The sequence below is a fragment of the Enterobacter cloacae complex sp. IR5384 genome (genome assembly GCF_049237265.1).
Lineage (GTDB): Bacteria > Pseudomonadota > Gammaproteobacteria > Enterobacterales > Enterobacteriaceae > Enterobacter > Enterobacter cloacae.
The window spans coordinates 136,338-157,734 of record NZ_JBMKHJ010000003.1; the positions used below are offsets into that span (position 1 = coordinate 136,338).

A 21,397-nucleotide genomic window follows, 5' to 3' on the forward strand; every position below is an offset into this window, starting at 1 on the left:
TTTTAATCCAGTAATTTTTGATAAAGCGAAATAAGCTGACTTGACAGTTTTTCGGGGGTGGCGTCTTTTATACGTTCCCGTGCCGCTCGTCCCATATCGTTATTTTTTTCCAGCGAAGGGGTGGCCGCTACCGCCTCCTTCAGGGTGCTGATATCAAGTGCGTCACAGTAAAATCCGTTCTGGCCTTGCTGAATAAATTCTGCCCCACCGCAACTCTCTGATGTAATGACCGGCAAACCGCAGGCCATCGCTTCAAGAATGACGTTAGGGAAAGGATCATACAGCGTTGGTAGCAGTAAACCATCAGATAGCTGATAAAATGGCAGCGTCTCTTTTTGCATCCCCAGAAAACGGATTTGCCCCTCGCAGCCTAATGAACGGGCGAGGTCGCGATAGCGACGTTCTGCTTTATCCTGCCCAACCACAATCAGCCATGCCGCAGTACCCGCAACGGCGCGTATAGCGCTGGCCAATCCTTTTCGTTCAAATCCTGACCCTACGAAGCAGAAAATGACGGCATCGGTCGGCAAACCAAACTGCTGACGCAATGCGATACGTTGTGCCTCTTCTGCCGGAACGAAACGGGTGGAGTCAATTGAATTATAAATCACATGTATTTTTTTTGCGTCAATATCAAAGTCTTCGACGATTTCGCGCTTGATCATCTCCGCATTACAGATAACCGCCTTTAACTCCGGCGCCTGGTACATTTCACGTTCGGCATTCATCACATAGCGGTGATAGCGATCATGCATCAGCAGTTTTGCACGCCAGGCAGGCAGAATGCGTGCGCGCTGCAGGAGCCAGCGTCGGTGTACGCCGTCGCCTGCACGATAAATGTCACAGCCCGGAATGCGCTCGTGGCTTTGCACAATATCAAACTGCTGCTGCTGCCAGAGCGCACGTGCGGCATGCGCAAACCCGCGCTCGCGGCTGATGCGGCCCCATTTGCGCGGATCGCAAATATGAATATGCCAGTCGTCCTGCTTCTCACCCTGCCACTCGCGCGTGATGACGTTGAGCTCGAGATTTTGGTTGCTCAGCGCGGTAAGGGCGCGAGACACGAAGCGTTCTGCCCCGCCATCCGGGCGATACTTTTGGCGAACAATCGCCAGGCGATGGTGTTTCATGACAGATATCTCCTTGCGGCGGAGACGACAGCATCAACGGGAATGGCGTCGAGATAGCGTTCTTTTGTTTTGGTATCAATGGCGTCTGGATCGGGCAGTGGGCCGTAATCACCTGCCCAGATGACTTCCCCATTAACCTGCCAGGGTGACCAGAAGGTAAGTTTTGATGGGCCAAACAATGCCACACAGGGGGTCTGAAGCGCAGCGGCCATATGCATCGGAACGGAGTCAACGCCAATAAACAGAGACGCATGATCGATAAGCGAAGCCAGTTGACGCAACGTGAGTTGACCTGCCAGCGAGACGACCCCCGTATCTGGCGAGGCGGCGAGAATGCGATCGATCATCGCCAGCTCTTTTTTATCCGGCCCGGCGGTGAGGACGACAGTGTGGCCATCCTGCTGCAGCGCCGTGATGGTTTGCGCCATTTTGCCTTCGTCCCAGCATTTAAAGAACCAGCGCGACGTAGGCTGAATCACGATGTAGTTGTCTCCCACACCGTTTTGCATCAACTTTTGGTGGGCCTCGTGCCAGTCTTTAGCATGGTAGGCCATGGTCACGGCAGGTTGAGCGGTGACCGGTAATGGCGACAAAATAGAGAGGTTCTGTTCGACAGTGTGCAACGCGTTGTGCCCGGCCACAGAGACCAAATCGCTATGGCAAAACCGCCAGAATGCGTTGTTGCGCTTATTAAAAGCGAACCCGAGTCGTACCGGTGCGCCGGTGAAACGGGTAACGATAGCGCTGCGCCACTGATCGGCAAGATTAATCACCAGGTGATAATGCTGTTTCCTTAACGCACAGAGCAACTGCCACTCTTTTTGCAGATGTTTCAGCGTGCCCAGCTGCTTCCATTTACGGTCGATCCCGTAAACAGTACCGATCGCCGGGTGTGCGGCGAGCATATCGCGGGTTTCTTCATACAACAGCACATCAATCTGTGCCTGCGGCCATTTTTGACGTAACGAATCAATGACGGGAGTGGTCAGTAACATGTCGCCATGATGGCGGAGTTTGATAAGTAAAATGCGCAAATCAGGCGTGTCAGGTAAGTTATTCATCATCATCTTATTGGCGTTGTACTGTTGGCAATTCTAATAGACCTGATAGCGACTTGCACTCTTTCTCCATAATCTCAGGAAATTCCCTGGAAGGGTTTACTCATGCTTCGGTGAGTGCGTAACATAGCGCTAACTTTCCTGTCTTGCGGACTCATTATGAAAAAACCAGCGTTTATCATCACGATTGATACTGAAGGCGATAATCTCTGGCAAAATCACCGCGTCATTAAAACGGAGAATGCGCGCTATCTGGCGCGATTCCAGACGCTTTGTGAGCGTTTCGGTTTCAAACCCGTATGGCTGACAAATTATGAGATGGCGATTGAGCCGGTTTTCATTGAGTTTGCCAAAGATGTGATCGCCCGCGGTCAGGGTGAAGTCGGGATGCACCTTCACGCGTGGAATAGCCCTCCTGAACACGATCTCACCGGAGATGACTGGCGCTGGCAGCCGTATTTGATTGAATTTTCAGATGAGGTGATGCGCGAGAAAGTAGTGTTCATGACCCGTCTGCTGGAAGAGACCTTCCAGACCAAAATGTTAAGCCATCGCGCCGGGCGCTGGGCCTTTGATAGCCGTTACGCCAGACTGCTGATCGAACTGGGCTACCAGGTTGATTGCTCTGTTACGCCGCGCGTGAACTGGCGTAACGCGAAAGGCGCACCGCAGGGGAATGGCGGAACCAATTATCAGCACTTTCCAGACCACGCCTACTTTATTGATACAGACGATATCTCACGAGCGGGCAATAGCCCCTTACTCGAAGTGCCGATGAGCATCCAGTATAAGCATCCGGCCTGGTTGAACACCGTCAAACAGGGCTACGATCGCCTGCGCGGTAAATATCGTTCACCGTCCGTAAACTGGTTGAGACCGTCCGGTGGTAATGCGTCGCAGATGATTCAGGTCGCACAGCAATGCCTGTCTCAGGGACATGACTACGTGGAGTTTATGCTGCATTCCTCGGAATTTATGCCGGGCGGAAGTCCTACGTTTAAAGATGAGGCGGCGATTGAAGGGTTGTATCAGGATCTGGAAGTGCTCTTTAGCTGGTTATCCGACAAGACGGTAGGGATGACGCTGGCGGAGTTTTATCAATACAAGAAAAGATAATGCCCGCATCGCGGGCATTATCTTTAACGTTGCCTTGTTTGCGAAAAAGGTGTGCTCAACGCAAACAGGGTAACAAAGAAGATTAAGGCTTCTGAACTAAGTAATATGACGTCCGTCAGACCATAGAATAATAAAAGAAGCATGGTCGTTAGCAGTAGACCATTTCTGTTTTTGAGCGCGTAAGCGAGCATCGATATATAGAAAAATAATAATATTGCCAGCCCGGGGATACCTTGCAGAGAATATTTTTCAATAAACTCATTGTGCAGATGCACCCGAACAAAACCGAGGGCTGCTGCGAGATGCGGATGTCCATTTTTCACATACTGCTGTGTCCATACTTCTCTCTCTTCGACTGACTGCCCCAATGGGTGGGCAAGTCCATTTTGAATACCAGCACCCCACATGGCAAAACGCGCACCGAGTGACGATGCGCCATAACCTTTTTGATAATTACCTAATTCAACTTGAGTTTGATTTATCTTCGGCTCAATTAATGGCTTGTAACTAATGATAACAATACCTGCTACAACACATAAGATGATCAGCGTCGATTTAAAATGAATCCTTCTAAAATGATAAAGCGTGAGTACAATTGCCTGAAGTAAATATAATCCCATCGCCGCACGTGTACCAGTCAACAATATGATTAACCAAGAAATTAAAATCGTAATAGCAGCGATAAAATACAGTTTTAATTTTTTCTGAAGATAAAGGCTGTATACAAAAGCGAGTGACAAAACAGAGTAGACATAAGCTGACACAGTGGCGCGATTAATAGCCATTTCGATTCTATCCATACCCTGTGTTACCTGCCACAAGCCATAACCAGTGGCAAGAATAAACCCTGCACCTGAGGCATAAAAGAAATAGTTCTGGAAGGATCCTTCATCAATGTACGACTTAAATCTGTCAAGGTAGAAAATAAGGATACTCGCCAGAATCAATTTTTTACTTGCACCAAGATAATCGCTATAAACGTTCAGGCCTTCGCTATGGTATTCGTACGTCATATACCAGCCAAAATTAAGCAACCCAACTAATAAAATCGGCAATGCGATGGAAAAAGGACGCAGTGTGATCTTTTTATATTCACAAGCTAAGCCAATAATGCTGGCATAAATCGCAATATAGAAAAACTCTCGTTGCTTACCTGAACTGAGCAACGCCAACGCAAGCGAAATAAGACTCAAAATCAGCGTCAGCTGATAGAGCCGCAGTTTTACTTTTTCCATAATGCCTCAATAACCCTTTTTTTATAGCTGAAGCGAACATCGCTGGATAAGAAAAATGAGAGAGAATAAAGTGCTTTTACCCGTTGTTTAACGAGCTGGAAATGTTGGTCGGTTAGATGTTGCCGATGATTACTGTAAATATCAAACCAATGACAATTTATGAGATGTTGAAACGGCTGCGGGAATATTTTTTCCATCAGCAATGTGCATTCCACAAGCGTTTTGATTTTGCTCGCGTCGAGTTTGCTCGACAAACTGTCGCTACGCTTGATGTAGTAATAGTGCCCGCGACGTTGATAGGCTATTTTACTCGATTGCATCAACATGCCAGGGAATACCGCAAAATCCTCATAACACACCATCGAAGGAATCGGATTACTTTCGTATAACTTGCGATGAATGAATTGACCAATGAGATGTGCCTGAAAATCTTTATGCAGCAGGAAACGTTTTATAGCCTCCCGTTGCGACAACGCAACGGGAGAAAATCCTTGCCAGTGGGGGGTGATTTTTTTGATATCACGAATTTCTAGCAGGCGCGTCAGCAGCATATCAGGACGCTCTGTCTTGAGGAATGCTACAGCGTCCCTGATGCTACCCGGTTTCAGTCGGTCATCACTATCCAGCATCGTAATGTAGTCACCTGATGCCAGAGAGAATGCGCTGTTGCGAACAAGGCCTACATTACGAAACTGAACGTGCCGGGAGTGTACATTCGGAAACGCTGGCAACCACGTCTCAATAATATCTTGCGTGGAATCATCGGAGCTGTCGTTAAAGATAATCACCTCAACATCGTCGCCCGCATTATCGATGGCATTGTGCAGGCTTTCTAACGTTGTGTGAAGGGTATCTTCGGCGTTATGTGCAGCAATAATGATGCTTAGAAAAGCCATAAAAAATTAGTTTCCCAGGGCATCAAAGGTATATGGGGTTGCGGTAGCTTTTGGTAACGCGCAAATGAAACGTTTGAGTTCGTTTAAGGATTCGTCTGTTACAGCAAAGAGTTCTTCCCTGTCTTGCGAGAAATAGTATTTAGTCTCAAAAACATAAGAACAAATATTGTCGTCGTTACCTATCAGCATCACATTTCCAAGTGGGCGTTGTTCATAGTGGCAGCATGGGCCAAACAGCAGCACTACGGGTACATCTACTGCATCGGCAATATAGACATTGCCTGAATCAGACGCGATATAACAATCCATCCTGGAAATCGCCCACGGAAGATCTTCGAGAGGGATTTTGCCGATGAGGTTAACGACATTAGGAATGTCACCGTAAGCACGGGTGATATCGTCCAGCCACGACTGTTCATCAGGGGCGCCAAACACATAAAACTCGCAGGGCAGGTCGGCGAGACGATCAATAATTCGCTTCCAGATGACCGGCGGCACTGTTTTGGCTTTATTACCTGCGGCAATGCTGATGCCGATGCGGATCACATCAGGTTTGTCGAGAATTGCCGGGTAGGTCGCTGGTTTGAACAGCGGCTTTGTGGCGTGCTTGGGCGAGTCCTGCCACGTCAACGAACGGTCGGCCAGCTTCAGGTAATTGGTCACTGATAGCGTTTTTTTGCCGTGCTCAACGGTACCGTCGGCGGTGAGATAGAAAATCCCGTGATACCATCTGCGGGTGTAAATGCTTAAAAATTGTTTGTTTTTGGCATTACAGACGGCGGCAAAAAAGAGATTTACACTGTTGGGTTGCAGAAGATAGACGTTGTCGTAGCGGTTCATGATGCGGCAGGCAAAGCTGAGCTTACGCCACAGACTACGCTTATGCTGCTCGATAAAAAAAATCTCTTCGATCGTTTCGTCATGCTTCGCCAGCGCACCTACGCTGCGACTGATAAGCACATCACTTTTTTGCAGGTATGCCAGCAGGGGCGTCGCATTAACAAAATCACCGATTTTGGCTGTCTGAATGACCAGGTTTTTACCTGTATCTTTGCGGAACAGCTTCCGGATAAGCTTCACCGGAAGGAGTAAAATCAGCAGAAATACGTAACTCATTCGTTAGATATCCCTGTCGGAAAGCCAGTGGCTGTCCTGTAAAAATGAAAAAATGGCATCTGCGCTAATGTCCCTCGTTTGTTGAGTCGGGCTGACCATTTGATGCTGGTTTTTACCGTAACCCCCAATCAAACCGGGATCGGTCGGGCCAAAAATCGTGATATTTGGACGATCCAGCGCCGCAGTTAAATGGCTTAAACCCGTATCAACGGAAACGACAGCTTTAGCTCCGGCCAGCTCTGCAGCAACTTGCGCCAGCGTGAGTTTAGGTAAAACCTCGACGTGCGAAAAACCGGCTGCCAGACGTTCAGCACGCTGGCGCTCATGTTCAGCACCCCACGGCAGTTTAATATGGATGCCGGCAGGTTGCATTAGTTCAATGAGTCTTCGCCAGTGCGTTTCCGGCCAGTGCTTATCATCGCGCGTTGTGGCATGCAGGAAGACCAGCCAGGGCTGCGCAGGCTTCTCTGCATCACGCAGAAAATGCTGCGAAATCGCGTAATCACCCTGCGTTTCCGGCTTTGTGTAACCGAGGCTTTTTGCGAACAGCTCGCGGGTGCGTTCCACTGCGTGCTGCTGCTTTGCAATATGGTGACGGCGGTTATAGAACAGGCTGGCGAGTGGTTCGCGGGCGGTTTGCCAGTCCATGCCGTGCTTTACACCGTGTGCCAGGCGCGTTACCAGCGCGGCGCTTTTGACCAGCCCCTGCGCGTCGATAATGGCGTCGTAACGCTGCGCCTGCACCGCATCGCGGAAGGCTTTGCGCTCGGCTTTAATCGGTGTGGAAAACCACGCTTTACGCCAGCGGCGGATGGCCACCGGGATCACGCGGTCGACCGCTTCGTGCCAGGTAGGGATCTGCGCGAAGCCTTCTTCCACCACCCAGTCAAAACGAATGCCTGGAATGGCCCGCATGGCGTCCGTCAGCGACGGAAGCGTATGCAGCACATCACCCATCGAAGAGGTTTTAACGATCAATACCCGCATTCGTTATCCTTCTTCGCTCAGCAGCAGTTCGTTGAGTTCTTCGAGAACGCGCTGCGGCGTGATGTCGATCAGGCTCTGGTGATAACCTTCCGCGGCATCGCCTTTACGCACCTTATGGTAACCCGTGATCAGACGAATAACGCGCGCTTTATTTGAGAGCGGCGGCGTGAAGTCCGGGCTACTTGGACCGTACAACGCAACCAGCGGGCGGTTGAGCGCGGCGGCGACGTGCATCAGCCCGGAGTCGTTGGTGACTACGGCTTTACAGGCAGCAAGTAAAATCACCGCCTGCTCAAGCTGGGTTTCCCCGGCCAGGTTGCGGCACCAGGCCTGCTGTTCTGTGCTGAGGGCTGCCAGGATTTCGTTCCCCGCCTCGTGGTCTTTGGCCGAGCCGAACAGAACGATCTGATAACCTTCGTCAATCAACTGCTTTGCCAGCTCTGCGTAGTGATAGTGCGGCCAGCGTTTTGCCGGGCCGAATTCTGCGCCCGGGCAGAAGCCAATCATTGGCCGTTCAGAGGAAAGACCAAACGCGTTACAGGTCTGGGATTTTTCACCCTCGCTGACCTGTAGCTGTGGCCATAGCAGCGGCTGCGGCAGGTCTTTTGCGCTGCGCATCACGCCTTTGTCGTAGGCCAGCGCCACATAGCGCTCCACCATTAATGGCCAGGCCTCTTTATCCAGCACGCGTGCGTCATTAAGCAGACCGTAGCGCATCTCACCGCGCCAGCCGGTACGGTGCGGCACACCGGCGAAGAAGGGCACAAGCGCGGATTTAAACGAATTGGGTAACACGTAAGCGCGGTCATAACGCTTCTCGCGCAGACTGTGACCGAGTTTACGACGTTCGCCAATTTCCAGCGCCCCATGGCCGAGCGGCATTGGGATGGCTTCATTCACTTCCGGCATACGCGATAACAACGGACGGCACCATGCGGGTGCCATCACGTCGATTATCGCCTGGGGATAACGCGCCTTGAGCGTGCGATAGAGACTTTGCGACATCATCATGTCGCCCACCCATGACGGGCCGATCACCAGAATTCTCATACTTACGCGTCGCGATTCAGCCAGGCCATATATTCCGTTACGCCTTCGGCAACGGTCTTGAACGGCTTGTCATAACCCGCTGCGCGCAGGTTAGTCAGATCGGCCTGGGTGAATGCCTGGTAGCGGCCTTTCAGTTTGTCCGGGAAAGGAATGTACTCAATGCTGCCTTTCTTGTGATACGCCAGCGTTGCGTCAGCCACGGCCTGGAAAGATTCCGCGCGGCCGGTGCCAAGGTTGAAAATACCGGATACCCCATTTTCCCAGAACCACAGGTTCACGGCGGCAACGTCGCCTACGTAGACGAAGTCACGCTTAAAGCCGTCGCTGCCTTCGAACAGTTTTGGACTTTCGCCGTTATTCAGCTGAGTGTTCAGATGGAACGCCACGCTCGCCATGCTGCCTTTGTGGCCTTCGCGCGGCCCGTAGACGTTGAAGTAGCGGAAACCAACGATTTGGGAGTTCGCTTCTGGCAACACCTGACGCACATACTCGTCGAAAAGGAACTTGGAGTAACCGTAAACGTTCAACGGCTGCTCATATTGGCGGGATTCAATGAAATCAGAGGTACGTCCGCCGTAGGTGGCCGCCGAAGAGGCATACAGGAGCGGAATTTCACGCTCCAGACAGTAGTGAAGCAGCTCTTTAGAGTACTGATAGTTGTTGTCCATCATGTACTTGCCGTCCCACTCTGTGGTGGAGGAGCATGCCCCTTCGTGGAAGATGGCTTCGATCTCGCCGAACTCTTCACCTGCCATAATCTGGATAAGGAAGTCTTCTTTATCCATGTAGTCAGCGATGTTCAGATCCACCAGGTTGACGAACTTGGTGCCGTCTTTCAGGTTGTCAACCACCAGGATGTCGGTGATGCCTTTGTCATTGAGAGCTTTAACAATATTGCTGCCGATAAAGCCCGCGCCGCCGGTAACGATGATCATAACTGTAACCTTTGAAGTGTGGAGTCCGGGGACAATCCCGGACGCTAATGGTTCTATCATATCATTAGTATGGCTGCCCTTCAGCCATTCACCGACATAGCGCAAGGGTACACGTGATTTATGCTGCAAAAACGAGAAGAGATAATGTGTCATCTCGTCATGAACTATAGGTTTGGGTAATATGTGCCGAAATTTGCCGAGTCTGGAGAATTGCAATGCGTGGTGATTTTTACAAACAGTTAAACAGCGACCTTGAGACCGCGCGTGCGGAAGGGTTGTTTAAAGAAGAGCGTATTATCACGTCTGCTCAGCAGGCGGACATCACCGTTGCCGATGGCAGCCATGTGATCAACTTTTGTGCGAACAACTACCTGGGTCTTGCGAATCACCCTGAGCTGATTGCTGCGGCGAAAAGCGGTATGGATACCCATGGTTTTGGTATGGCCTCCGTACGCTTTATCTGCGGCACGCAGGACAGTCACAAGCAGCTTGAGAAAAAGCTGGCGAACTTCTTAGGCATGGAAGACGCAATTCTGTACTCCTCCTGCTTCGATGCCAACGGCGGTCTGTTTGAGACGCTGCTGGGTGCAGAAGATGCCATTATCTCCGACGCCCTTAACCACGCTTCCATCATTGATGGTGTGCGCCTGTGTAAAGCGAAGCGTTTCCGCTATGCCAACAACGATATGGTTGAACTGGAAGCACGCCTGAAAGAGGCGCGTGACGCGGGTGCTCGCCATGTGCTCATCGCCACCGACGGCGTGTTCTCTATGGACGGCGTGATCGCCAACCTGAAGGGCGTGTGCGACCTGGCGGATAAATACGATGCGCTGGTGATGGTCGATGACTCGCACGCGGTCGGTTTTGTGGGTGAAAACGGCCGTGGCTCGCATGAATACTGTGACGTGATGGGCCGCGTGGACATCATCACCGGTACGCTGGGCAAAGCGCTTGGTGGCGCGTCTGGCGGCTATACCGCTGCGCGTAAAGAGGTGGTGGAGTGGCTGCGCCAGCGCTCCCGTCCGTACCTGTTCTCCAACTCCCTCGCGCCGGCCATTGTTGCCGCCTCCATCAAAGTGCTGGAGATGGTGGAATCCGGGGCTGAACTGCGCGACCGTCTGTGGTCCAACGCGCGCCTGTTCCGCGAAAAAATGAGTGCGGCAGGGTTTACCCTGGCCGGTGCTGACCACGCCATTATCCCGGTCATGCTGGGCGATGCCGTCGTGGCGCAGAACTTTGCCCGTGAGCTGCAAAAAGAAGGCATTTACGTGACCGGGTTCTTCTTCCCGGTCGTACCAAAAGGCCAGGCGCGTATCCGCACCCAGATGTCCGCGGCGCATTCGCCTGAACAAATTGAACGTGCGGTGGAAGCCTTTACCCGCATCGGTAAACAGCTGGGCGTAATTGCCTGAGGACGTGTGATGAAAGCGTTATCCAAACTGAAAGCGGAAGAAGGGATTTGGATGACCGACGTGCCGGAGCCGGAAGTCGGTCATAACGATCTGCTGATCAAAATTCGTAAAACCGCCATTTGCGGCACTGACGTTCATATCTACAACTGGGATCAGTGGTCGCAAAAAACCATTCCGGTACCCATGGTTGTCGGCCACGAATACGTTGGTGAAGTAGTTGGGATTGGTCAGGAAGTGAAAGGTTTTAACATTGGCGACCGCGTCTCGGGTGAAGGACACATCACCTGCGGCCACTGCCGTAACTGCCGCGGTGGGCGTACGCACCTGTGCCGTAATACCATTGGCGTGGGCGTGAATCGTCCGGGTTGCTTCGCGGAATATCTGGTGATCCCGGCTTTCAACGCGTTCAAAATTCCGGACAACATTTCTGACGATCTGGCCTCGATCTTTGACCCGTTCGGCAACGCGGTACATACGGCGCTCTCTTTCGACCTGGTCGGCGAGGATGTGCTGGTCTCCGGTGCGGGCCCTATCGGGATTATGGCCGCAGCGGTGGCGAAGCACGTGGGTGCGCGTAATGTAGTGATTACCGACGTGAACGAATACCGTCTGTCGCTGGCCCGCAAGATGGGCGTCACCCGTGCGGTGGATGTCTCTAAAGAGAGCCTGGCCGATGTGATGGAAGAGCTGGGCATGACCGAAGGGTTTGACGTGGGTCTTGAGATGTCCGGCGCACCACCGGCGTTCCGTACTATGTTGGATACCATGAACCACGGCGGTCGTATTGCGATGCTGGGTATTCCGCCGTCGGATATGTCTATCGACTGGAATAAAGTTATCTTCAAAGGGCTGTTCATTAAAGGCATCTATGGCCGTGAAATGTTCGAAACCTGGTATAAGATGGCGGCATTAATTCAGTCTGGCCTGGATCTGTCCCCGATTATTACACATCGTTTCTCCGTTGATGATTTCCAGAAAGGCTTTGACGCGATGCGTTCGGGCCAGTCCGGGAAAGTTATTTTGAGCTGGGATTAAACCCGCCAGCTGGCACCCGTGTGAACGGGTGCCAGTGCTAATTTTGGTAGTTTGACTTTTCGGAATTTTCTTGTTAATTTTCAATAAAATACCAACCTTTCTTCTCCACGCGTTTATTAATAATAATTACGTCAGGAAGACACTGTCAGGCTTGTCAAAACATTATGTCCACGCACCTTTCGCTGAAGCTGGTTGATACAACTTCACGGTTTACCTCTTTTTTAAATCTGGCGATTTCTCTTTTAATACTTATGGCTGTAAATATTTTACATGCCCGCTATAATTTGGTAATTAACAGATCGTTTGTTTTTTTATTGATGTTATTGATGCTCAAGTGCATAGACAATAAATTAATACGCAATGTACTGGCGATTGTACTTCTCATTCCAGTTGCGGCAGATATTTCTCTCCAGCTATACGCATGGAGAAATTTCGATTCTGCGTTTAGTTATGGGTTTGCAATGAGCATAATCCATTCCACACCGGATGAAGCAAGTTCAATGCTCAGCGTGTACTGGCGTGAATGCATTATTTTTATCACACTCTCTGCTTTTTTTATTTATACCGCAAATACGGGTGCATGGCCCGTTGCACCGCGATTTCGTCGCTGGCCTGCCATTGTGCTTGGCGTGACGTTGTTGGCTTTCTATGGTCAGGCACTACAGCACCAGCTCAGGAAAAGCAGCGTCGAAAGTCTGGCGCAGCGCGTGGTTCAGGCGACACCAGTCAGTACGGCAAAAATTTTTATGCAGGCTTTTGAAGATAACGCGGTCATTGCCAATATCGGTAACAACATTCCTAATTACAAACTCACGCTTTCGGATACCGGTATTGAGAACTACGTACTGGTTATCGGTGAGTCTGAGCGAGCGGCGAATATGGGCATCTACGGTTATCAACGAGATACTACACCAGAGCTGGAAAAGCAGAAATCGCAGCTCTTGCTGTTCCGTAATGCTGTAGCGCCAGCACCGGTTACGATTATGGCCGTTCCGTTGGCCATGACCGCTGATAAAGTGAATATTCGCGATCCGAAAAAATATGGTGATAATGTTATTAATATTGCCAATAAAGCGGGCTATGAAACTTATTGGTTTAGTCATCAGGGTAAAGGCGGGGCGCATAACAACGTCATCACCGGAATTGCGATGAATACGAAACAGCATAAATGGCTCGAAGGCGGTTACGATGAAGATCTTCTACCTCTGCTGCAGAATGCATTAAAAACCCCGGGTAAAAAAGTGATCGTCTTGCATTTATACGGCAGCCATGAACCATCCTGTACGCGCTTTCCGGCAAACCAGGCGGTGTTACATGGTAGTAATGAGGCGGATGACTGTTATGACAACTCGGTACGGTATACAGACACATTGATGGGCAAGATGTTTAGCATGCTGGCCAACTCGCGTTCTTCGGTTATGTATTTTTCCGATCATGGTTTGATTCGTGATCCGCAACGCGCTGTCGTTTATTCTCACGGAAACGTGAACCCTCCACGAGAGGCTCTGCACATCCCTATGTTTATCTGGTATGGGCAACAGGTTGATAAAGCCAGGCAATACACAGGAGACTATTACACCGTCTGGTCTGCTGATGATGTGAACACGCTTGCTGAATTGTGGTTGGGGATCCATCGTCAGGGTCAACCTGTCCAGTCGGTACACTCATGGCTTGCCGGTTACGATAAGAATGTCTCAGTACTGGATACCACAGGTAAGACCTATTACTGGAGCAATATACGTTAGCCTGGACGTGTGATATCTACTGCACATCAAGGTGACGTAAAATAATAAAAGGGGCCTGAGGCCCCTTTTATTTACTGGTTCTTTTTCTCTTCGTCAGTCAAATACCGCACTTTGCGGGTATAATCTTGACCTTTGAACAGTAATTTATTATCTGCTGACTTTATATATTTCTGCCATTCGGAGAGAGGGAAACCGCCATGAGCGCCAATCACCTCTTTTGGAATTACGGCTTCCTGTCCGCCAATTTTTTTGGAAACAGGCCAGTTTACCCAGTCCCCCAGGTTGACGGTTTTTAAATCCAGCATGTCCAGTAGGGCAGTGAGTGGCAACTGGTCAGTTGGGGGCTGACTGTCGTCCATGAGTTCCCAGGTATCCTGAAATAGCGCCAGCCACAATGGGCAAATACGACGCCAGGTCTTTTTGGTAGCCGCAAGGAAGGCACTGTTAACATGGTCAACCAGATACGGCCGTACCATATCTTTATAATACGCCGGCACTTTTTCAACCGGTGCACCGTCCAGTTTGGCAATCATTTTCCCCTGGCGGAAGCTTGAGTAAAGGTGCATATCCGCGATTTTAATCTCTGGCATTTTTAGCAGATTGAGGTCGGAATCGATCATCAATACACCTTCACCGCGCGCCTGTAGCGGGGCGTTAAGTTTCATCAGGCGGCTGAGGTAGATCTGCTTATAACGATAATTTTCCTCACGGACCGGAAGGCTAAGCGTCACTACGCGGGTTTTAGGCGGCAATGTACCAAAGGCTGACTCTGGCTGATCGCTGACGATGACTATTTCGCTAATCCCGGTGGCATAGCGCTCCGCGAAAGTGGCAGAGAGTAATGCTTCTTCGACGAAATCTGCACCGGTACAGGGAATGACAATTGAATCAACCGTAGCCAGTTCGCCCGTCAGGTGAAGAGAGCTGTAAGGAATATTGTGCCGCCCGGTGATATGACGATAGCGAGCGTTAAGAAATTTAAACATATTTATCTCGTTAGTTTATTGCGCGCCAAGCACGGCTTCGACACCGCTGACATACTTTTCAATGGCATAGTTACGACAAACATTTTGCCTGGCTGCTGCAGCCAGTCGAGCCCGCAGGTCAGCATCCGTCCAGATACTATCCAGATGTTGCGCTAGTTGTGAAACATCGCTCCAGGGGAAAAGCAATCCGGTAGAGGCATGGTCAATGAGTTCAGCTGTGCCGGTCACCTGGGATCCAATAACGGGGATATTGAGCAGCATCGCTTCCAGCACTACGCGAGGAAGGCCTTCACTTTTAGAGGCGAGGATAAATGCGTCAAACGTGGCGAGGTAATCAAAAGGGGTATTCTGAAAACCAGTGAAGATCACGTGACTTGCAATACCCAGGTTTTGGGCCTGTGCTGCTAACGCATCACGCTCAGGGCCTTCACCGACCAGCACCATTTTCCACTTCGCTTCAGGATGCTTCAGACTGAACTGCGCCAGTGCTTCAAGCGTATGGTGGTTAGCTTTACGTGGGATCAATGAGCCAATGCTGCCAAACACAAAGGTCTCGTCATCTATGCCCAGTCGCTGACGCATTGCGCGGCGATCCGGTAAAGGCTGGTAGATGTCGATGGCATTGTTAACGGTCGTACAGAGATCGGGTCGAATACCATGCTGCAGCAGCACCTGTTCAACGCCATGCGAGACCGCGATGATCTTTGTGGCATGCGCATTGACCAGTTTCACCAGTGGTGGGGACAGAACAGGTTCAATACGGCAGTGCTGAATTAATCGCGCCTGTAGTTTCGCCGCCGCGAGATAACCTTCCTCGTTCGAGCCAGGTTGGTTATTCATATAGAGCGTATCGAAACCACCATGCGAGAAAAGCGTTTCGATTTTGCTGACATTGGGCCTGATACGCCACAGAGTATCGACGTGCCGCGTAAACGCTTTGCGGGCATTGCGCGAGAAAAACAGCAGACCACGTCCTGCTTCTTTCAACAATTTTGCCCATGCCGGTTGCTTATGTTGAGGAATGACGATCAGCGGGATCCCAATGCTGTTTAGCACCTGGCTTATGGTTTGACCACCAGAACGACTATAATCGTTGTAAAAACAACAAGTAATGTCGAATTTGTCGCGATCAATTCGCTTCAGAAGCTCAAGCATACTGTTGGTGCCTCCCCCCCATTCTTTGCCTGTGTCCAGGAGGAGGATTTTACGTTTTTGCGGCATGTCTGAATCCATGTGCTACCCTTGATCTGACCGCATTATAAAGAATCTGCTGAAATAAAATAGATTTTTCTATTGTGATAGTTTTTTCTGTAAGATAAATTTTCAAACACGATTATTTTAAAAGTGTGATTTAAGACTTTAATCGTCTCTTCTCATTTAGATAGTATTAATGAAAAAATTTATGCTGTTATTGAGTGAGTGGAAAAATGTTTAAAATAACGGTCTGCTTATTAACTTTCAACTCAGAAAGGTTGTTACGTGACGTAATTCCGCCTCTTTTAAAAATAGCGGATGAAATCGTCATTGTTGATTCCGGAAGCACAGATAATACACTACATATTTGCCAGAGTTATGGTTTGTCGCCAGTATACAAAAAATATGGCTGGCATGGCGAGCAGATGAACCATGCCGTGTCATTAGCGAGTCATGACTGGGTCCTGTGCATCGACAGTGATGAAATTCTCGATTCAGACACTGTTGATGCTATTTTAAAATTAAAAAGGGGTGACGAACCCGATCCTGCAATGGCATGGCGGATATGTCGTCACTGGTATGTTTTGGGCGAAAAAGTCCGAACATTATATCCTGTCTCTTCTCCTGATTTCCCGGTACGACTTTTTAACCGTAAGCAGGCACGATTTAATAACAGACCCGTAGACGATAAGGTAGAAGGTTTTCGCCACTCTGAACGCATTCCCGGTTACGTCAGACATGATACATTTCACACATTGCATGAACTTTTTAGCAAATTGAATGGTTATACAACCCGCCTGGTTCAATATCAAACGATACGCCCCTCTATCGGTCGAGGTGTGATCAGCGCCATCGGCGCCTTTTTCAAATGGTATCTGTTCAGTGGTGCCTGGCGTCAGGGAAGAGTGGGGGCAGCAACAGGCTTGTATGCCACGGCCTACAGTTTTTTGAAGTATTTCAAAGCCTGGTATCAATATCAGGAAAGAAAAGAGCCCGTTACAAAAGAGCAAACGGACTCTCACATTACAGAATAAGCGTTAGCCGATCAGGCTTTCTTACCCCAGCCTTGCCACTGATGTTGAAAATATTGCACCAGCGTACTCTGACTCATGCTTTCACCAATCACAGAGAAGAACCGGGTCGCATAAACCGGTTCAGGGGCTTGTTTCGGCACACAGCGTTTTACGCCGCGGAACGGGTTACGCGGCGTTGATGACCCAGGTTTCCCCTGGTTCGGCGTCGACGTATCAACCTGTGGTTCGTTCAGGAGATCGCTCGGGCGGACCAGCGTGATATCCGAAGGCAAGGTCGGCAGCATTTGCTGCAGGACGCGAACGGTCGACGGATGCGGGTGGCCGATGGCAATCGCGGAGCCATTGCGGCGGGCCAGTTGCACAGCGCGATTAAACTGCACGCGAATGTCCGCTTCGTTCTGCGTATCGTCAAGGAACACCTTGCGCTTAATCACCTTCACCCCCGTTCCCTGCGCGGCACGCATCGCCTGACTGTTGCCGATGGTCATGCTGTCGAGGAAGTAGAGGTTGTAACGCTCCAGCGCCTGCATCACTTTGAGCATCCCGTACAGGCTGGATGTCATCGCGCTGCCCATATGGTTGTTTAACCCCACGGCATACGGCACTTTGTTGTAAGCGTCGCGGATAATGCGATCGATCTCATCGCTGCTCATCTCAGGGCGCAGCGTATCTTTTTCCAGCGGTTGTTTGCTGATGGGGGCCATCGGCAGATGGATCAATACCTGGTGGCCGCTGTTGTGGGCCTTGGTCGCCATCTCACGTGCGTGTGGCGCATTCGGGAGGACGGCGACAGAAATGGCTGCCGGCATCGCCAGCACCTGATTTTCATAGTGCGGACGATAACCGAAGTCATCAATCACAATGGCGAGTTTACCGGCGTATACCGGTGCGACCAGCGCCAGTGCGCTGGCGACGGAGAGAACAATTCGACGAAATTGAAGCAAAACTTATCTTCCCAACCACGGCTGTGGATTGACCGCCTGACCCTGGCGACGAATTTCGAAATAGAGTGACGGGCGGCCCTGACCGCCACTGCTGCCCACAAGGGCGATGGGTTGACCCGCGCGCACCTGAGTGCCAACGCTGACCAGTGCGCTCTGGTTGTAACCGTAGAGGCTCATGTCGCCTTTACCGTGCTCAACTACTACCACAAGCCCGTAACCCTGCAGCCAGTCGGCCAAGATCACGCGGCCATCGGCGATGGCTTTCACTTCGCTACCTTCAGACGCACCGATAACTATCCCTTTCCAACGTAGTTCACCCTGCAGCTGTTCGCCATAACGATGCAGAATTGAACCGCGAACGGGCCAGTAAGCCTGACCGCGAGGGGAGCCCAGGCCACCGGTTCGTGACATCAATGAGCGTTCGCTTTCGCTTGGTTTATAGGTCGTGCCCTTACGGGAGGCTTCCTGCTGCTTATCGCGAACGGCCTGCGCCTCGCGAGCCTCTTTTTCGGCGCGGGCTTTTGCCGCGGCCTCCGCTCGGGCGATGCTGTTACGCAGCTTCGATTCGTTGGCGCGCATTTCGCTCAACTGGCTCTGACCAGCCTGAATGGAGGATTCAAGCCCGGAAAGGGTTTTCTTACGTTCGTTGCGAGCCTGCTCGAGCTTTGCCTGCTGGGCCTGCTGTTCGTAGAGCAGCGTCTGCTGCTGGCTCTGCTTCTCTTCCAGCTCGGCTTTTTGCGTGTTGACCTCTTCGCGCGTCTGTTTTAGCTGCGCGATAGTCTCCTGACGCGCCTGGTTCAGATAGCCGAAATAGGCCTGCAGGCGCTGACCGCGCTGGCTCTCTTCACCGCTGAGGATCAGCTGAAGGCCGGTGTGTTCACCCTGGCGGAATGCGGCATCAAGTTGCGCCGCAAGATTACGTTCCTGCGCATCGCGCTGACGTTCCAGCTTGGCAATCGACGCGTTCATCTCATCGATCTGTTTATTCAACTGGGAGAGGGTGTTTTGTGTTTCGCGGAGCTTACGTGCGGCGGCGGAGATCGCCTCTTCCTGCTGCTTAAGCTGAGCAAGCAGCGACGCGCGTTGCTGTTGCTGCTGACGTACTGCACGCTCTTTGGCGGCAATATCGGCCTGAATGGATTTCAGCTGGTCGCGATCGTCCGCGTGGGCGGATGCGGCGCACAGCAATACGCCAGCGCTGAGTGCGCTGGCGTAAAACAGAGGTCTGACTGATAACCTAAGCGGTTTCACGACCCATGTGATTGAAAAAATCGCCTTTCCCCTCATGGGGAGCGATTATTCCACGATGAACAGCGGCTTACCAGTCATCTCTTCAGGGATCGGCATACCCATCAGCGACAACATGGTTGGCGCGATGTCAGAAAGCTTGCCGCCTTCCACTGCTTTCAGTGCTTTATCACCTACATAAATCAGCGGAACCGGCAGGTTGGTGTGGGCCGTATGCGCCTGTCCGGTTGCCGGGTCGCGCATCTGCTCTGCGTTACCGTGGTCAGCGGTAATCAGCAGCTGGCCGCCAACGGATTCAACCGCTTTGGCAACCTGCTCAACGCAGTGATCCAGCGCTTCAACCGCTTTAATAGCCGCTTCCATCACCCCGGTATGACCCACCATGTCACCGTTCGGATAGTTACAGATGATGGTGTCGTATTTGCCGCTAACGATCGCCGCAACCAGTTTTTCGGTCAGTTCCGCAGAGCTCATCTCTGGCTGCAGGTCATAGGTAGCGACTTTTGGTGAATTAATCAGAATGCGATCTTCGCCTTTGAACGGCTCTTCTACACCGCCGTTAAAGAAGAAGGTGACGTGGGCATATTTCTCGGTTTCGGAGATACGCAACTGCGTCTTATCGTTTTTCGCCATCCACTCACCGAAGGTGTTGGCCAGTGAAGCCGGTGGGTATGCGCATGGGGCGTTGATGTCTGCGGCGTATTCGGTCAACTGGATGAAGTTGATGTTCACCGCTTTCTTACGGGCGAAACCGTCGAAATCGCTGTTAACGAATGCGCGGGTGATTTCACGCGCACGGTCAGCACGGAAGTTCATGAAGATCAGCGCGTCGCCATCTTCCATGGCGGCATCAGCCTGGCCTTCTGCGCGAATGACGGTCGCTTTCACGAATTCGTCGTTTTCATCGCGCGCGTACGCGGCTTCAAGGCCCTCAACGGCAGTCGCAAACTGGAACTCGCCTTTTGCCAGCGTCATCAGGTCATAGGCCTGTTCCACACGATCCCAGCGATTATCGCGATCCATGGCGTAGTAGCGACCAATAATAGATGCCACGCGGCCTTTGCCCAGTGCGGCAAATTTCTCTTCGAAGGCTTCCAGCGAACCTTTAGCGCTACGCGGTGGCGTATCGCGGCCATCCAGGAACGCGTGCAGGTAGATTTTTTCCGCACCGCGCTCAGCGGCCAGTTCAACCATCGCCATAATATGATCTTCATGACTATGAACGCCGCCGGCAGACAGCAGACCCATGATATGCACGGCTTTGCCTGCGGCAACGGCTTTATCCACCGCACCACACAGCACAGGGTTGGCGAAGAAGGTGCGTTCTTTGATTTCAACATCCAGACGCGTCAGATCCTGATAGACAATGCGCCCGGCGCCCAGGTTGACGTGACCGACTTCAGAGTTACCCATCTGACGGTCCGGCAGACCCACTTCCAGGCCGGATGCGTCAATCAGAGTGTGGGGACGTTTCGCCCACAGCGCATCCATGACCGGGGTTTTAGCGTTGAAAATGGCGTTATCCTGTTGATCTTCACGGTAGCCATAGCCATCCAGAATCACCAGTACCATAGGTTTTTTAGAAACCGACATTGCGACAACCTCATGCTCAAGAGTCAAAAATTTGCGTAATTTTACTACAGCTGAATCGTTCAAATAGCCGCAGAAGATCAAAGAAAGGGCAGGGGCAAGATGCTTCTCCGACCATTTTGAGGCATTTTTTTAGGTGGCATGCCGCAGAAAATGGATTAGCTTAGGGTCGCTGGCTGTATTTGCCACAACGCACAGGTATACTCCTGTCCTGGTTTTTTTAATCACTAAGTCGGGAGTAGTTACCCTCCATGCAAGAAATTATGCAATTCGTTAGCCGCCATCCGGTTCTGAGCATCGCGTGGATTGGCCTGCTGGCCGCTGTGCTGTTCACCACATTTAAGGGCCTGACGTCTAAGATTAAGGTTATCACCCGTGGTGAAGCGACGCGTCTGATTAACAAAGAAGATGCCGTCGTGGTCGATCTGCGTCAGCGTGACGATTTCCGCAAAGGGCACATTGCAGGCGCTATCAACCTGCTGCCAGCTGAAATCAAAGCCAACAACGTGGGCGAGCTTGAGAAGCATAAAGCCCAGCCGATTATCGTTGTTGACGGTACCGGCATGCAGGCGCAGGAATCTGCTAGCCTGCTTCATAAAGCAGGCTTCGAAAACGTCTCTGTACTGAAAGAAGGCATTTCCGGCTGGAGCGGAGAAAACCTTCCTTTGGTGCGCGGTAAATAAGGA

The 21,397-nt window shown here is 51.2% G+C and carries 19 protein-coding genes; 6 read left to right on the plus strand and 13 right to left on the minus strand.

Annotated features, from left to right (window positions below; genetic code table 11):
• Positions 1-2 precede the first annotated feature (2 nt).
• Both ACOTX3_RS04270 and rfaQ read right to left on the minus strand, forming a co-directional pair.
• Complete coding sequence (locus tag ACOTX3_RS04270) at positions 3-1,130, minus strand: glycosyltransferase family 4 protein (protein ID WP_127869213.1); 1,128 nt, start codon at positions 1,128-1,130, stop codon at positions 3-5.
• A complete protein-coding gene (gene rfaQ / locus ACOTX3_RS04275; protein WP_072205089.1) occupies positions 1,127-2,197 on the minus strand; it encodes a putative lipopolysaccharide heptosyltransferase III in 1,071 nt (356 codons plus the stop codon). Before rfaQ ends, ACOTX3_RS04270 begins: the two co-directional genes overlap by 4 nt.
• A 150-nt stretch (positions 2,198-2,347) precedes the next feature.
• On the opposite strand from rfaQ, the gene ACOTX3_RS04280 reads away from it, so the two are divergent.
• Entirely contained in the window at positions 2,348-3,304 is a 957-nt protein-coding gene (locus ACOTX3_RS04280; RefSeq protein WP_058678542.1) for a polysaccharide deacetylase family protein, read from the plus strand.
• Positions 3,305-3,327: 23 nt separating this feature from the next.
• Here ACOTX3_RS04280 and ACOTX3_RS04285 read toward each other — a convergent pair whose 3' ends face one another.
• Genes ACOTX3_RS04285 through rfaD form a run of 6 tightly spaced genes read right to left on the minus strand, consistent with a single transcriptional unit; the run spans position 3,328 to position 9,523 of the window.
• Positions 3,328-4,539: an O-antigen ligase family protein gene (locus tag ACOTX3_RS04285; protein ID WP_058678541.1), complete on the minus strand. Its 1,212-nt coding sequence runs from the start codon at positions 4,537-4,539 to the stop codon at positions 3,328-3,330.
• The gene (locus tag ACOTX3_RS04290; protein WP_058678540.1) at positions 4,527-5,435 is read right to left on the minus strand and encodes a glycosyltransferase family 2 protein; all 909 of its coding nucleotides are present in this window, start codon (positions 5,433-5,435) and stop codon (positions 4,527-4,529) included. Before ACOTX3_RS04290 ends, ACOTX3_RS04285 begins: the two co-directional genes overlap by 13 nt.
• A gap of 6 nt (positions 5,436-5,441) precedes the next feature.
• Complete coding sequence (locus ACOTX3_RS04295; RefSeq protein ID WP_038982555.1) at positions 5,442-6,551, minus strand: glycosyltransferase family 9 protein; 1,110 nt, start codon at positions 6,549-6,551, stop codon at positions 5,442-5,444.
• A gap of 3 nt (positions 6,552-6,554) precedes the next feature.
• Positions 6,555-7,538 carry a lipopolysaccharide heptosyltransferase RfaC gene (rfaC, locus tag ACOTX3_RS04300; RefSeq protein WP_029881900.1) on the minus strand — a complete coding sequence of 328 codons (984 nt, stop codon included), beginning with the start codon at positions 7,536-7,538 and terminating at the stop codon, positions 6,555-6,557.
• 3 nt (positions 7,539-7,541) lie between these two features.
• Positions 7,542-8,588: an ADP-heptose--LPS heptosyltransferase RfaF gene (rfaF, locus tag ACOTX3_RS04305; RefSeq protein ID WP_045294583.1), complete on the minus strand. Its 1,047-nt coding sequence runs from the start codon at positions 8,586-8,588 to the stop codon at positions 7,542-7,544.
• Between the two features lie 2 nt (positions 8,589-8,590).
• Positions 8,591-9,523 carry an ADP-glyceromanno-heptose 6-epimerase gene (gene rfaD / locus ACOTX3_RS04310; protein ID WP_058678539.1) on the minus strand — a complete coding sequence of 311 codons (933 nt, stop codon included), beginning with the start codon at positions 9,521-9,523 and terminating at the stop codon, positions 8,591-8,593.
• Between the two features lie 215 nt (positions 9,524-9,738).
• On the opposite strand from rfaD, the gene kbl reads away from it, so the two are divergent.
• From kbl to ACOTX3_RS04325, 3 genes are all read left to right on the plus strand, one after another.
• Positions 9,739-10,935: a glycine C-acetyltransferase gene (gene kbl, locus ACOTX3_RS04315; RefSeq protein WP_038418354.1), complete on the plus strand. Its 1,197-nt coding sequence runs from the start codon at positions 9,739-9,741 to the stop codon at positions 10,933-10,935.
• A 9-nt stretch (positions 10,936-10,944) separates the two neighbouring features.
• The gene (gene tdh / locus ACOTX3_RS04320; RefSeq protein WP_029881902.1) at positions 10,945-11,970 is read left to right on the plus strand and encodes an L-threonine 3-dehydrogenase; all 1,026 of its coding nucleotides are present in this window, start codon (positions 10,945-10,947) and stop codon (positions 11,968-11,970) included.
• Between the two features lie 164 nt (positions 11,971-12,134).
• A complete protein-coding gene (locus ACOTX3_RS04325) occupies positions 12,135-13,715 on the plus strand; it encodes a phosphoethanolamine transferase (RefSeq protein WP_058678538.1) in 1,581 nt (526 codons plus the stop codon).
• A 71-nt stretch (positions 13,716-13,786) separates the two neighbouring features.
• Here ACOTX3_RS04325 and ACOTX3_RS04330 read toward each other — a convergent pair whose 3' ends face one another.
• Complete coding sequence (locus ACOTX3_RS04330; RefSeq protein ID WP_038982551.1) at positions 13,787-14,701, minus strand: hypothetical protein; 915 nt, start codon at positions 14,699-14,701, stop codon at positions 13,787-13,789.
• 15 nt (positions 14,702-14,716) lie between these two features.
• Positions 14,717-15,922, minus strand: a complete 1,206-nt coding sequence (locus ACOTX3_RS04335) for a glycosyltransferase (protein ID WP_058678561.1) — start codon at positions 15,920-15,922, stop codon at positions 14,717-14,719.
• A gap of 206 nt (positions 15,923-16,128) precedes the next feature.
• Between ACOTX3_RS04335 and ACOTX3_RS04340 the strand changes: the two genes are divergently transcribed.
• A complete protein-coding gene (locus ACOTX3_RS04340; RefSeq protein WP_058678537.1) occupies positions 16,129-16,929 on the plus strand; it encodes a glycosyltransferase family 2 protein in 801 nt (266 codons plus the stop codon).
• 11 nt (positions 16,930-16,940) lie between these two features.
• Here ACOTX3_RS04340 and ACOTX3_RS04345 read toward each other — a convergent pair whose 3' ends face one another.
• From ACOTX3_RS04345 to gpmM, 3 genes are read right to left on the minus strand one after another with little or no spacing between them, the layout of a single operon-like run.
• Positions 16,941-17,873: a divergent polysaccharide deacetylase family protein gene (locus ACOTX3_RS04345; RefSeq protein WP_058678536.1), complete on the minus strand. Its 933-nt coding sequence runs from the start codon at positions 17,871-17,873 to the stop codon at positions 16,941-16,943.
• A 3-nt stretch (positions 17,874-17,876) separates the two neighbouring features.
• Positions 17,877-19,136 (minus strand): murein hydrolase activator EnvC, encoded by a 1,260-nt coding sequence (gene envC / locus ACOTX3_RS04350; RefSeq protein WP_234355782.1) that lies wholly within the window; start codon positions 19,134-19,136, stop codon positions 17,877-17,879.
• Positions 19,137-19,169: 33 nt separating this feature from the next.
• Positions 19,170-20,714 carry a 2,3-bisphosphoglycerate-independent phosphoglycerate mutase gene (gene gpmM / locus ACOTX3_RS04355; RefSeq protein ID WP_058650592.1) on the minus strand — a complete coding sequence of 515 codons (1,545 nt, stop codon included), beginning with the start codon at positions 20,712-20,714 and terminating at the stop codon, positions 19,170-19,172.
• 248 nt (positions 20,715-20,962) lie between these two features.
• Here gpmM and ACOTX3_RS04360 point away from each other — a divergent pair, with 248 nt between their 5' ends.
• Positions 20,963-21,394 (plus strand): rhodanese-like domain-containing protein, encoded by a 432-nt coding sequence (locus tag ACOTX3_RS04360; RefSeq protein ID WP_013094920.1) that lies wholly within the window; start codon positions 20,963-20,965, stop codon positions 21,392-21,394.
• The last annotated feature ends 3 nt before the right edge of the window (positions 21,395-21,397 follow it).